At 41.5% G+C, this 13,355-nt stretch carries 11 protein-coding genes; 6 read left to right on the forward strand and 5 right to left on the reverse strand.

Annotation, left to right across the window (positions count from 1 at the left end):
• Nucleotides 1-28: 28 nt before the first annotated feature.
• Complete coding sequence (locus C9J45_RS04110) at nt 29-2,014, reverse strand: DNA topoisomerase III (RefSeq protein WP_107292175.1); 1,986 nt, start codon at nt 2,012-2,014, stop codon at nt 29-31.
• Between the two features lie 166 nt (nt 2,015-2,180).
• Here C9J45_RS04110 and C9J45_RS04115 point away from each other — a divergent pair, with 166 nt between their 5' ends.
• Nucleotides 2,181-2,960, forward strand: coding sequence for a glucosaminidase domain-containing protein (locus C9J45_RS04115; protein WP_107206124.1), 780 nt, complete (start codon nt 2,181-2,183; stop codon nt 2,958-2,960).
• Nucleotides 2,961-3,028: 68 nt separating this feature from the next.
• Here C9J45_RS04115 and mnmH read toward each other — a convergent pair whose 3' ends face one another.
• The 4 genes from mnmH to C9J45_RS04135 all read right to left on the reverse strand — a co-directional run bounded on the left by mnmH (nt 3,029) and on the right by C9J45_RS04135 (nt 7,683).
• Nucleotides 3,029-4,120 (reverse strand): tRNA 2-selenouridine(34) synthase MnmH, encoded by a 1,092-nt coding sequence (mnmH, locus tag C9J45_RS04120; RefSeq protein WP_107292176.1) that lies wholly within the window; start codon nt 4,118-4,120, stop codon nt 3,029-3,031.
• Nucleotides 4,120-5,154 (reverse strand): selenide, water dikinase SelD, encoded by a 1,035-nt coding sequence (gene selD / locus C9J45_RS04125; protein ID WP_107206122.1) that lies wholly within the window; start codon nt 5,152-5,154, stop codon nt 4,120-4,122. The genes mnmH and selD overlap by 1 nt, the downstream gene beginning before the upstream one ends.
• Before the next feature lie 214 nt (nt 5,155-5,368).
• Nucleotides 5,369-5,917 carry an NAD(P)H nitroreductase gene (locus tag C9J45_RS04130; RefSeq protein ID WP_107292177.1) on the reverse strand — a complete coding sequence of 183 codons (549 nt, stop codon included), beginning with the start codon at nt 5,915-5,917 and terminating at the stop codon, nt 5,369-5,371.
• 116 nt (nt 5,918-6,033) lie between these two features.
• Complete coding sequence (locus C9J45_RS04135; protein WP_107292178.1) at nt 6,034-7,683, reverse strand: APC family permease; 1,650 nt, start codon at nt 7,681-7,683, stop codon at nt 6,034-6,036.
• Nucleotides 7,684-8,798: 1,115 nt separating this feature from the next.
• Here C9J45_RS04135 and C9J45_RS04140 point away from each other — a divergent pair.
• From C9J45_RS04140 to nuoF, 5 genes are all read left to right on the forward strand, one after another.
• A complete protein-coding gene (locus C9J45_RS04140; protein WP_006646494.1) occupies nt 8,799-9,173 on the forward strand; it encodes an NADH-quinone oxidoreductase subunit A in 375 nt (124 codons plus the stop codon).
• On the forward strand, nt 9,170-9,721 hold the full coding sequence (locus C9J45_RS04145; protein WP_107290479.1) for an NADH-quinone oxidoreductase subunit B: 552 nt from the start codon (nt 9,170-9,172) through the stop codon (nt 9,719-9,721). The genes C9J45_RS04140 and C9J45_RS04145 overlap by 4 nt, the downstream gene beginning before the upstream one ends.
• Nucleotides 9,721-11,418, forward strand: coding sequence for an NADH dehydrogenase (quinone) subunit D (gene nuoD / locus C9J45_RS04150; RefSeq protein WP_107292179.1), 1,698 nt, complete (start codon nt 9,721-9,723; stop codon nt 11,416-11,418). Before C9J45_RS04145 ends, nuoD begins: the two co-directional genes overlap by 1 nt.
• A gap of 86 nt (nt 11,419-11,504) precedes the next feature.
• Nucleotides 11,505-12,071: an NADH-quinone oxidoreductase subunit NuoE gene (gene nuoE, locus C9J45_RS04155; RefSeq protein WP_107262035.1), complete on the forward strand. Its 567-nt coding sequence runs from the start codon at nt 11,505-11,507 to the stop codon at nt 12,069-12,071.
• The gene (nuoF, locus tag C9J45_RS04160) at nt 12,071-13,354 is read left to right on the forward strand and encodes an NADH-quinone oxidoreductase subunit NuoF (RefSeq protein WP_107292180.1); all 1,284 of its coding nucleotides are present in this window, start codon (nt 12,071-12,073) and stop codon (nt 13,352-13,354) included. Before nuoE ends, nuoF begins: the two co-directional genes overlap by 1 nt.
• The last annotated feature ends 1 nt before the right edge of the window (nt 13,355 follow it).

Consider the following 13,355-nt stretch of genomic DNA (forward strand, 5'->3'; position numbering starts at 1 on the left):
CGTAACCACTTTGTGTCCTCTGTATCTTCTATTTTTCTTTTGGCTTTCGTTTTCGCGTTGTTTTACCTGCAGTATTAGATGAAGATTTTGCACTTGTCGTTTTCTTTGAGTATCGACGCTTCGCTCCCCCCTTACTCCATTCGGGTGACTTTAGATCGCGTAAGCTTTGTGGAATATCGGAGACTTTTACTTTTTCCATCAGGGCTGTTATCTGTACCTCTAGTGCGCCCATAAAAGGTTGATAAGCATATTTTTTATCGGCCATATCCTGTAGTTGATGTTCCCAATGCGCTGTCATATCAGGATAGGTTGCTTCATTCGGCAAGGCATAAATTAAGCCTCTCCCTGCCTCGGTTGCATGAATGGTTTTACCTTGTCGATGTAATAGCTGACGCTTAAATAAAATTTCTAAAATCCCAGCACGTGTCGCTTCAGTGCCTAAACCATCGGTATCACGTAAAATTTTCTTTAACGATGGATCAGAAACAAAGCGAGCAATCCCCGTCATTGCTTGCAATAAGGTCGCTTCCGTAAACGCTTTGGGTGGCTCCGTCATTTTGTCTTTTATTACACCATCTCGACAAGTTAATACCGTACCTTTTGTCAACGGCGGCACTTTATCAGCCAGATCGTTATCATCACCTTTATCATCTCGCCCTAATAATACCCGCCAGCCCGCATCCATTAGTTGACGTCCTTTTGCTACAAAATGCCCGTTAGCGATAGTAAAGACTAACTTCGCTTCCGCATAAATCGCTGCTGGGTAAAATTGCATCAAATATTGTCTTGCTACTAGCTGATAGATCTTCGCTTCACTGGAACTTAAGCTTTGTGGGTTCACCGCTTTTGGCGTAGGGATAATCGCATGGTGAGCATCCACTTTTTTATCATTCCATGCTTTGGACTTTAATGCTGTATTTGCGCCAGAAACCGCATTCGATAGGCTATTGTCTGTATTGGCAATAGCACCACAAACCTCACCAGCTTGCTTGAAATGATCGTTAGGTAAATAGCGACTATCAGAACGTGGGTAAGTGATCACTTTATGCTTTTCATATAACGACTGACAGATACTTAAAACATCTGCCGCACTCATACCATAGCGTTTAGCAGCATCAATTTGTAATGCTGATAAAGAGTAAGGTAAAGGCGCCGCTTGCTTGGTTTCTTTACGCTCAGATTCGGTGACTTCCGCGGCTTGTCCTTTTATACGACTCACCACATTTTCACAAAGCTGCCGACTGAGTATTCTTCCCTCTTCATCTTGATAAGGCTCGCAAGCTTTACTTGGTAGCCATCGCGCCTGAATCTCTTGCTCTGCATAAGGAATAAGTGCAAACACATCATAAAAAGGCTTAGGAATAAAATTAGCGATCTCATCATCACGACGCACCACTAAACCTAAAATCGGTGTTTGTACTCGCCCAACAGACAATACCCCCCGATACCCCCCTTTTTGCCCAAGTAAAGTATAAGCTCGAGTCATGTTCATACCATAAAGCCAATCAGCCCTAGAGCGAGCTAAGGCTGATACCGACAATGGTACAAAATCATGATTACTGCGCATAGAAGATAACGCTTTTTTAACTGCGGCTGGGTTAAGATCAGAAATAAGTAACCGTAATGCGGTCTTTTTCTTTGTCGTAGGTAATTTAGCGTAACCTATCACCTCATCCACCAGCAATTGCCCTTCACGATCAGGATCGCCAGCATGGACAATTTCTGAAGCCGATTTAGCTAACTTTTTAATTACCGCTAATTGCTGTTTCGCCGCTTTACGTGGAATAAGCTGCCATTTTTCAGGAATGATGGGTAAATCATTTAAATTCCACTTTTTATAGCGCTCGTTATAAGCATCAGGCTCGACTTGTTCAAGTAGATGTCCAATACACCACGTAACAATATCGCCATTACCGACTTCGATATAACCATTATTATTTTTATGAGGTCGAGGAAGCACTGCGGCAATCGCCCGACCTAAACTTGGTTTTTCTGCAATATATAAACGGCTCATCAAAATCTTTATATGACAGTGAATAATGCTGAAACTGTACCTAAAACAGCGCAGTGCAGCAAGAAATACTGGATATAAAACCAGTTAGCAACGCCTAATTTTGTTTCTTAGATGTGATAAAATGCGTCTTAATCAATACTGAACAGTCGATTCATAAGAGAGATAAATGCTTAATTTAAAAACATTGACCCCCGTATTCGCTGTTGTATTGCTACTTGGCTTGCTCTGGGTTGGGAGAGACTCATTGCATGATTTTATTGAACATAATGATTTCAGCCATCCCGATAAACCAAACTTTGGTGCCTTCCTCAACATTGACGAAAAAAAGAAAGCCTTCTTTGACTATCTATATCCGTTTGTTGAAGAAACTAATCACCAGATCTTAGAAGATCGTCAACAACTAGAACTCCTGAGTAAAGATCCAGCCAAGATAGATTTAGATAACGACTTAATTACAACGCTTAGTCAGCAATATGATCTGCCATTACCAAAAAAAACAATTACCCAGCAATGGTTAACAGAATTATTAAAGCGCGTTAATGTTATACCTACACAATTAGTCCTCGCACAGGCCGCATTAGAATCATCATGGGGAACATCACGCTTTGCTGAAAAAGGAAATAGTTATTTTGGCGAATGGTGCTTTACCGAAGGGTGTGGTATTCCGCCATTAGATATTGATCTTGAACATTATCATGAAGTGAAAAGTTTTCCTTCTATCCATGCAGCAGTAGAATCTTATTTTAATAACATCAATACTAATGATGCTTATAGTGAACTGCGTAATATTCGTGCAAAACTGCAACAGGATAATAAACCGATCACCGCACAAGCATTAGTTCATGGCTTACTCGAATATTCGCAAATTGGGCATCAATACATCCAACGCTTATTAGACCTAATAAACTCAAATAAAGATCTTATTCCAACCACGTCTTCTTCATAGATATTAAAAAAGCTGATCGTTAATGATGGCATTAACTGATCAGCTTCTATTTCATGTTCTCAATCACATTATGATTGCGCTTCAAACCACGCTTTTACTGCTTGATAATCACCACGAAAAACAATGCGATCTGCCTTTTTACTTAACTGATAGGTGTACATTGGATCATAATATTGTTCAAGTAAAGGCACTAACCAGCCATCATGATCTGACACAGATCCCGTTGATTGCATCACGTTAATCGCATGTTTCTGCGCATCGAGTATTTCTTGATAACGCTCTAGACCTAAACGCTTACGAATATTAAACATGCCTTTTTCAAGGTATTCTTCAAACAAGATCCAGCCTTGCTCTTCACCGTAATGGGCAACATAATCATGTTGCATCGTGATCACATAGTCATCCAATAAACGGCCTAAACGCACGTCTATTGGATCTTCAATAACGGCGATGGATGCTTGTTTCATCGCAGCTTGAAGCGATAATGGCACCATCACGCAGCCAATACTCTTACTTTCATCTTCATAGATAAACTGTGTCACACCACGATCGTGTTTTTTTAGCATTTGTACCGCTAAATCGTTTTCAAAAGCGATTTGCGTACGCTGTGGGGTAACAAACCGACCAAATGATGAACCACGGTGATGGGCTGCACCTTCAAGATCAATACCATTCGTAAGCTCATTGACCATAATGGTTTTACCATTCCCCGTATTACCCGCCACAATCACAGTAGGCTTTTGTGCGATATCATCAATGGTATCGATTAAAAAACGGCGAAGCGCTTTATAACCACCAGTAATAAAAGGAAAATCAATCCCCGCTTCTTTAAGCCACTGTTGGGTGATTTGTGAACGTAATCCACCACGAAAACAATATAAATACCCGCTAGGATTCGCTTCACAAAACGCTTTCCACTGGGCAACACGTGCTGCTTTTACTTCGCCATGGACTAATTCATGACCCAGTTTAATCGCTGCTTGTTGGCCTTGATTTTTATAACATGTACCTACTGCTGCACGTTCATCATCCGTCATCAAAGGACGACTAACAGAAGTAGGAAATGCGCCTTGAGTAAACTCAACCGGCGCACGCATATCCATTAACGGTGTATCATTAACAAACAGACTGCGAAAATCTTCGCAATTGGGACGTTGCATTAGCAAACCTCGATTAAGGTATCGCCATCCATCGGCTCTAACTCACCAATCGCTTCCAGCAAAATGTCGTATTTTTTCGCAATTTCAATTAATTCAGCTTCACAATCAGGTGTTGCTGCTAATAGTAAGCCACCCGATGTTTGTGGATCGCATAATACTGCTTTTTGCTGATCGGTCATTTCACCAAGTTTATCGCCATAACTCATAAAGTTACGCTCAGTACCACCTGGTACACAACCTTGCTCAATGTACTCATACACACCAGGCAATGTGGGCACTTTATCAAACCACAGCTTTGCTTTTAAATTGCTGCCTTCACAGATCTCTGTTAAGTGACCCATTAAGCCAAAACCTGTGACATCCGTTAGGGCTTTAACACCCGCAACGTCAGCAAAATCTGCGCCCGGTTTATTTAATTTGCACATCCAATCGCGTGCTAATCCTTGGTGCTCATCAGCCAACTTAGATTTCTTTTCTGCTGTTGTTAATACACCAATACCCAATGGCTTAGTGATATACAGCTTACAGCCTGCTTCAGCACTGTCATTACGCTTCACACGAGCAGTATCAACAATACCTGTAACAGCAAGACCAAAAATTGGCTCAGGGGCATCAATAGAGTGACCGCCAGCAAGTGAGATCCCTGCTTCACGGCATACAGAGCGACCGCCTTCAATGACTTGTTGCGCAATTTCAGGGGCTAAGATATTGACAGGCCAACCTAAAATAGCAATCGCCATAATAGGCTTACCACCCATCGCGTACACATCGCTGATCGCATTCGTTGCGGCAATACGACCGAAATCAAATGGGTCATCAACGATTGGCATGAAGAAGTCGGTAGTACTTATCACTGCTGTACCATTACCTAAGTCATAAACGGCAGCATCATCTTTACTTTCATTACCCACCAAAAGGTTAGGATCTGAGAATGGGGCTAACTGGGTGCGTAAAATGGTGTCGAGAACTTGGGGAGAAATTTTACAACCACATCCGGCACCGTGACTGTATTGAGTTAGGCGAACATTTTCCATGACACGCTCCAAAAAAGGGAAAGAGTCAGGGATTCTACTCCTGCCCCTAACACCTGTCATCTTTAGAGCGAATATCATGCTATTTTTCCATTGATATAAATCAAAAATAGCGTTAAAAACAATCAATCTGAGCTAAAAAAGGTGACACCCATCACGGTATTGTTCACCGAATAGGTATCACCTCTTTAAAATATAGTTTTGAAATGCTTTAGCGTTAAAGATATTCAACGAACTGGTTTAAGTCACGCTCATGCAGTTTAGCTTCACGGCAATTCGCCGAACCTAAATATAAAAAGCCCACGATCATATCTTCACCTTGTACGCCTAATGCTTCACGTACAACGGGATGATAAGCCCAAGAACCCGTGCGCCAAAATCCAGAAAAACCTTGTGCTACCGCCGCCATCTGCATCGCTTGTACCGCACAACCTGCTGATAAATGTTGCTCAATCACAGGGACTTTATGCCCTTCTGTTACCTTACTGACAGCCGTAATGACCATTGGCGCACGAAATGGAGCCTTAGATGCTTTTTCAATTACAAATTCTTCGAGATCATCAGCTTTAGCCGCTGAAACTAAAATATCAGCAAGACGTTGTAATCCATCACCTTGAGAAACAATAAAACGCCATGGCATTAAACCACCGTGATCGGGGGCACGCAGACCCGCTCGAAAGATATTATCCAATGCTTCCCCTTCAGGTGCAGGTTCAACAAGTTTAGGAATAGAGCGACGATTGAGTAACAGTGATAACGCGTCCATGACAACCTCAAATGAAAATAGTTATTTTTTAAATGTATCATGGACACTACAAGAGATTAAGGTTCTAACCCTTTATTTTTAAACCTGTCTAAATATAGAGGGCTATCGCAGCAATATCAGATAGAGTGCTTAACTAATAGTGCTTTTGCTGGCTCAGATTTCACTTCCAATTGCTCTAACTCATGCTCTAATTTTGGTGTTAACCACGCTGAATTAACTCCCCAGTAAAAGAAAAATAAACTGACTACAGCAACAACAGCCATATCATAACCAAATGGAATAATATTGATCCCACCAAATTGAACACTGCCAATAAACGAAAGTACAACCATAGTGACAAAATAACCGAGTAACCAAGCACTCGACTTCATGTGTTGTTTAATATTTTTCCAACCGCGTTTATTTTGAAAGTAAGCATAAATCACAAACCCTAGCAGTAAGATAAAGATCACTTTGCCCGTCAACGGCCAACGAGACCAATAAAGCACTTCAGATGAGATAGCAAAGCCCAATGGTGCAATGATTTGTAACGCTTTTAAACGAACAGGACGTTCAGCATCTGGAGCAAGCTTTCTCAGTGACATCGCCGCCATCGGACCTACAATGTAGGTGACAACCGTTGCCGCAGAAATAATCCCTGCTAATTGTCCCCAGCCTCGGAATAGGTATAAGAAAATAAAGCCGACAAATAAATTCACCCACAATGCTGCACGGGGAATATGATATTTAGGGTGTAATTTTGACCACGATTTTGGTAGGTGACCATACTCACTCATCGCAAATAGCATCCGCGTTGTTGTCCCCATATAAGTAATACCTGTCCCAGACGGAGAAACAAAAGCATCAACATAAAGCAACATCACAACAAGGTTAAGGTTTAGTGCTATCGCTAATTGAGCAAATGGCGATGAGAAATCCAAACTCCAACCTTTTACAGCAAGCTCCGATGGTTCAACACCACCAATGAAAGCGGCTTGTAACCCTAAATACAAAAATACAGCGATGATAAGCGTCAGAATGATTGCTCTTGGTAAATCTTTACCGGGATTTTTAGACTCTCCAGCAAAGTGCATCGGGCTTTGAAAGCCATTATAAGCAAAGACGATACCTGCTGTTGCTACGGCCGTTAGTGAGCCAGCCCATCCATAGGGCGCAAAGGAATGATTAACAGCGGTAAAGTTTTGCGGATGAAAGCCTGCTGCGACAATCGAAGCGACACTGAAAATTGGGATCGCTATTTTAAAGATCGTAATACTGGTCTGAGATTTACTAAATAAACTGACACTCCAGTAATTAAGTAGAAAGTAAATCAGCATTAATCCCGCCGCAATAAGTAACCCAACGAACGACAAACTTTGGGTTTGAGCATTAAATATTGTTGATGTAATAGGTTTAGCCCATTCCCACTGCCAAGAATGCATGTACTGTACCGAGGCTTCAGCTTCAATAGGAATAACGGTCACAATTGAAAGCCAAGTAGCCCAAGCCGCCATATAGCCAACAATAGAGCCATGAGTCAGCTCTAAAAATCGAACAGGACCACCAGATTTAGGGAACAAGGTTGCGACCTCGGTATATGTCAACGCGACAACCAATACAGCTATACCGCCTATCACCCATGAGACGAGTGAGGCAGGTCCCGCAATTTTTGCCGCGTGATAGGCGCCAAAAAGCCACCCCGAACCAATTATCGAGCCAATACCTGTCATGGTTAACGATACTAAGCCCATCTTCCTTTTAGGCTTTAGCTCTAAATTATTATTCATTTATAGTTATCCTTCCTGTTATTAATACCGACTTTACAAACTGCTCTTATTAGAACTAAAAGCAGACAATGCTATCCAAAGTGAAAATTCAAAAAATTAACATTAATAAAAAGTGGTTTTGTAGTTGTAATATTAATAATGCCGTAGCAGAGGTAACTAAGCAGAAGCGTTTACTTATATATTTTTAGCGATTCCTATATTTTTTATCATTTCATGAAGTCGTAGGTCAATAACGACAGCCTTTTACTAACACGACAGTACCAACTAAAAATTTCTATTTTATTCTCTGAGTATTGAATATATTGGGAATGGGCGTAAATTTCACATTTATATTTTCACTTTTTTATATCTTATTTTAATGTTTATTCGCTACATCTGATTAATATCATAAAAATAGAACAATTTTCTTTTCTTACCATCACCAAGAAAATCAAAAAAAATCCACTTTAAAAACATAAAGATAAAAGCAAAATTCCATCATTCACTTTGAAACACCATTAATTTCACTACGCATTTTTAAGATCTATACCACATCTTTAAGTAAATATATTTACACGTTTCATTTAAAAACATGGAATATTTATAAGTGTTTTTTATATCAATTAGCGATGGGTATATTTATCACCATTACTTTTATTCAATATAAAAATAAATCATTCATCCAATATGTATCTTTAATTTTTTAAAACAAACAATGTTTTATATTCAGTGAAGTGGAGTAATTATATAGGTTTTATTTTTTACTTAATTAAATATAAATCAATGAATATATTGACTTTAATATTTTTATAAAAAAATCATTAATTAAAATCGATTTTTTTCATTTCAAAAATGAAAAGATTTTGCATTTTTTTGTTAAGTACTTGTTCAGAAAGTAACTGTTAGGTTCAATTGGTTGCATTTATTTGTTTATTTTTAACAATGACCAAATAAGAAATAGTGACTAAGTATGCGACCTATAAAAAATAACGACAGGGCTAGTTTAACGACCAATTAAATTAAGCTCTTTTGAAAGTAATGTTGAAGTACGAATGAGATGTAAGCTCACGTTGTCAGCACCTTGGCTTTTCAAGTGTGCTTGACGGCTAATGCATCAAATTCGACAAGGAGTGCAAATGAGTGATTTCAACCCAGGAATCATGATCGGTGTCTTCAGCCTTCTCGTCTTTGCGGTGATCGCTTCCATTTTATTTATTAGTAAGTCTATAGGTGGATTTGGTCGTCGTTTTGATAAAGAACAGCCTTTCGAGTGTGGGCTTTTACCCTCTGGAACAACAAAGCATAACTTTTCTATTAGTTATTACCTCATCGCTGTTGCGTTTCTCATTTTTGAATTAGAAGCCGCAATCCTTTTTGCATGGGGAGTCGACTATTGGCAACTCGGTATACCGGGTGTCATTGCTGGCGTCACCTTTTTGGTGATTTTACTTTTAGGGTTCATTTACATGATACGTAAAGGTGTCTTTCAAATCGGAGTGTATGAGTCATGAGCGATATAATTCAAACCGTTAACGTCGGTAATTCCTCGAATGAAAAAGGCAACAACATCATTACCAATATTGTTGGTAAAGTTGATGAACTTATTTCCTACAGCCGGAAGCATTCGCTCTGGCCTTACAACTTTGGGACATCTTGCTGTTTCGTTGAAATGATGACAGCAGCGACGCCTCGCTATGACATGGCAAGGTTTGGTTCTGAAGTACTTCGTGGCTCGCCACGCCAAAGCGATGTACTTATCACAGCTGGTACCTGTTTTGTGAAAATGGCACCGTTAATGAAACATATTTATGATCAAATGCTTGAGCCTAAATGGGTTATTTCAATGGGGTCTTGTTCAAACTCTGGTGGTATGTATGACATTTACAGTGTTGTACAAGGCGTCGATAAAATTCTTCCTGTTGACGTCTATGTCCCTGGTTGCCCACCTCGTCCAGACGCCCTACTCGAGGGGTTGATCATGCTTCAAGAGCACGTTCAAGCTAACCCAGTCTCTGTGCTAAGTAAAAACCGTAAACCACTCGGTTTGAGGGTCGAATAATGAATAATAACGATCGTCAAATACTCATTGAGCGTTTCGGTGCTAAAGCGCCAAACCACGAAATCATTGGTTGTGAAAGTTTCGAGATAAAAAAAGAACACCTTATCGATACCTTGCACTTCCTAAAAAATGCGGCTTCTTCACAATTTGAAATGCTGTTCGACCTTTCAGCAATTGATGAATGTGAACGTGGTGGCGGACTCAGTGTGTTTTATTACCTGCTGAGTGTGAAAAATAAGCAATTTATTTCCATTCGCACACACATTGCTAATGACACCATTGAAGTACCTAGCGTGGTTGGACTTTGGCCTAACGCGAATTGGTATGAGCGTGAAGTCTATGACATGTTCGGGATTAAATTCACTGATCACCCCGATCTACGTCGTATCTTAACTTTTGATTTCTGGAAAGGTCACCCACTGCGTAAGTCTTATCCTTGTCGTGCCACCTTAATGGATGAACCTTTCGATCTTGCAGGACCTGACTTTGATGATGTTATGAAGTCCTATGATATTCAAGGTAAGCAAGACGATGGCAGCATGGTATTAAACATCGGTCCCAACCACCCCGGTACCGATGGCGTTATCCGCCTAAAAGTTAAAATGAAAGGCGAGTTCATTGAAGACTTGGATCAAGAAATTGGCTTCCACCATCGCGGGGCAGAGAAAATTGCCGAGCGTCATACTTTTCATAACTACATCCCTTATACCGATCGTATCGATTACTTAGGTGGTGTAGCGGGTGAACTGCCCTACTTACTAGGGCTTGAAGCAATGACTGGGATTGAAGTTCCCGAACGTGCCAAGACCATGCGGATTATGTTATGCGAATTATTCCGAATTTCGAGCCATCTTGTATGGTTTGGCAGTATCACGCATAACCTAGGGGGTATGGCTCCCGCTTTTTATGCTTTCACCGAGCGTGAAAAAATCTTCGATGTTATCGAGTTAATCTGTGGCGGTCGTATGCACCCTGCGTTCTTCAGAATTGGTGGTGTTTCTCAAGATTTACCTGATGGCTGGGAAGAAAAAGTTGAACGTGCCTGCCAAGGTATCGAACAGCTTGTCCCCGATCTTGAAAAGTTAATGACCCACTCAATGATCTTCAAAGTACGGACCCAAAACATTGCGGTTTACAGTCAGTCAATGGCACTTGATTGGGGCTTAACAGGACCAAACTTGCGTGCGACAGGCATTAACTTCGATATGCGTAAAGATTTCCCTTATATGGGTTACGAAGATTACGACTTTGACGTTCCTGTTGGCCAAGATGGTGATGCCTACACCCGTACCGTTCTCCGTGTGCAAGAAGTGGTTGAGAGTTTGAAGATCATTCGACAAGCGGCGGCACGTATGCCTGAAGGTCCTATCCTTGCTGACAATGCGCCTAACTTTAGTTTTCCGCGAAAGCAAAATGCATTACGCGATATCGAAACCCTGATCCACAGTTTTGTTGATACCGGCAGAGGCTTTAATTTCCCGGTTGCTGAAACCTTTTACGCAACGGAAACCGCTAAAGGGGTCACAAGCTACCACACCATCAGTAATGGAACTGGGTGCCCTTACCGTGTCCGAATCCGCACACCTTCATTTACACATTTCCAATCCGTTAAAGCCGTTTCTAAAGGCGACTTATTGAGCAATATCATCTGTTTAATCGGCTCTATCGATTACGTACTCGCTGATATTGATCGCTAAACAATAAAAACAACATCCCATGTAGATGTTGAGACGAATAAGCGAATGTCGCTCGTCATAAATAAAGTCCGCAATGTGAGGAAATCATGTTAACAGATCAAGAAAGAGCTCATCTGGAAGAGCATATTGCTCATTACCCAGAAAAAAGAGCCGGTGCCATCTATTGTCTTTATTTTATGCAAGATAAATATGGCTATATCACCAAACCAAGTCTCAACCTTGTTAGTGAACTTACAGACCTATCAACAACGCAGTTAGATGAACTTATTACGTTTTATACGCTTTTGCGCCGACGTCCTGTTGGTCGCAATATCATGCGTGTCTGTGACAGCATTTCTTGCCATACCCGAGGTGCGAAAAAAGTGCTAGAAGCGGCAGAAAATGCAACAGGTAAAGCATTAGGAGAGATCGCTAATGATGGCAGCATTACCGTTCTACCCAGTATTTGTCTTGGACTATGCGATCGCGCTCCAGCCGCTCTAATCAATGATGATCGTGTTGAAGGTGAACTAACACCTGAACGCATGAGAATGATCTTAACTGAATTAGCAGAAGAAGAGATCAAGCTATCAGAAAAGCCTGATTACCAAAACATTATTTCGATGCTGACTCCTCAAGATGCGCCAGCAAAACCAAATGAGGAGGTGCTGTAATGGACTTAGTACTTTCACGCAACTTTCATCACCCAAAACCATTAAATTTTGCTGAGTACTGTGAAAATGGTGGTTACCAAAGCCTTAATTCCATTATTGGTCAACCAAGAGAGCCTTTACTGGCAGAACTAAAAGCATCTGGTCTACGTGGCTGTGGTGGTGGGGGTTTCCCAACCGGCGTGAAATGGGGTTTCCTTGCAAAGGATGCCAGTCACCCCGTTTACTTGGTGGTGAATTTAGATGAATCAGAACCGGGCTCATTTAAAGATAGACAAGTGCTTTATCGCGATCCGCACACTATTTTAGAAGGCGTTATCGCAAGTAGTTACATACTTGGTGCAGACAAAGCATTTGTTTTCATTCGTGGAGAATATCGCGAAGGGGCAAAAGGTCTTGAGAAAGCAGTACAAGAAGCGCGAGCAGCTGGGCTTGTGGGTGAAAATGTCATGGGCTCTGGCTGGGATCTTGATGTTGACGTTCACTTAAGTGCTGGGCGCTATATCTGTGGTGAAGAAACCGCCCTACTCAATGCCCTTGAAGGCTACCGTGGTAACCCGCGTTCTAAACCGCCCTTCCCTATCGTAAAAGGTCTGTGGGGACAGCCAACCATAGTCAACAATGTGGAATCAATCTGTCATATTCCTTGGATCGTTCATAAAGGCGCCGAGTGGTTCAAATCTCAAGGTAAAGGTGATGCCGCAGGAAGCCATATTTACCAAGTATCTGGCCCGGTCAAAAAGCCTGGCTTCTTTGAGTTGCCATTAGGGACTACAGCTAGAGAGCTTATTTTCGAGCACGCTGGCGGATTACTTGACGATCGTGAGCTTGTAGGCTTTCTACCAGGTGGTGCCTCAACGCAATTCATGCTCCCTGAACATCTCGACATCCCACTCGATTGGGACGGCCCAGCGACTGTGGGTTCACGTTTAGGTACTGGCGGGATCATTGTGATGGACGATGCGATTTGTCCAATAGACTTCATGATCAACCTGACAGAATTTTTCGCAAGAGAATCATGTGGCTACTGCACACCTTGCCGTGATGGCTTGCCGTATGTCGTACATGTATTGAAAAAATTTGAAACAGGAGAAGCGACCTCCAAAGATCTGGATCTGCTTCATGAGCTCTGTGAAACCATCTATCCCAACACCTTCTGTGCGCTTGCACCGGGGGCGCTGATGCCAATCATGACTGGATTAAAACACTTCAAACATGTTTTTGAATCCCATATTGAAGGGCAACGCTGTACTCACAACTACCAGCTAACTGCGGAGGCATGTTGAT

This window comes from Photobacterium sp. GB-1 (genome assembly GCF_003026165.1).
Taxonomy (GTDB): domain Bacteria; phylum Pseudomonadota; class Gammaproteobacteria; order Enterobacterales; family Vibrionaceae; genus Photobacterium.

Coding starts and splice junctions, on each gene's coding strand:
- C9J45_RS04110 (WP_107292175.1), bottom strand. CDS start 2,014: ATGAGCCGTTTATATATTGCAGAAAAACCAAGTTTAGGTCGGGCGATT.
- C9J45_RS04115 (WP_107206124.1), top strand. CDS start 2,181: ATGCTTAATTTAAAAACATTGACCCCCGTATTCGCTGTTGTATTGCTA.
- mnmH (WP_107292176.1), bottom strand. CDS start 4,120: ATGCAACGTCCCAATTGCGAAGATTTTCGCAGTCTGTTTGTTAATGAT.
- selD (WP_107206122.1), bottom strand. CDS start 5,154: ATGGAAAATGTTCGCCTAACTCAATACAGTCACGGTGCCGGATGTGGT.
- C9J45_RS04130 (WP_107292177.1), bottom strand. CDS start 5,917: ATGGACGCGTTATCACTGTTACTCAATCGTCGCTCTATTCCTAAACTT.
- C9J45_RS04135 (WP_107292178.1), bottom strand. CDS start 7,683: ATGAATAATAATTTAGAGCTAAAGCCTAAAAGGAAGATGGGCTTAGTA.
- C9J45_RS04140 (WP_006646494.1), top strand. CDS start 8,799: ATGAGTGATTTCAACCCAGGAATCATGATCGGTGTCTTCAGCCTTCTC.
- C9J45_RS04145 (WP_107290479.1), top strand. CDS start 9,170: ATGAGCGATATAATTCAAACCGTTAACGTCGGTAATTCCTCGAATGAA.
- nuoD (WP_107292179.1), top strand. CDS start 9,721: ATGAATAATAACGATCGTCAAATACTCATTGAGCGTTTCGGTGCTAAA.
- nuoE (WP_107262035.1), top strand. CDS start 11,505: ATGTTAACAGATCAAGAAAGAGCTCATCTGGAAGAGCATATTGCTCAT.
- nuoF (WP_107292180.1), top strand. CDS start 12,071: ATGGACTTAGTACTTTCACGCAACTTTCATCACCCAAAACCATTAAAT.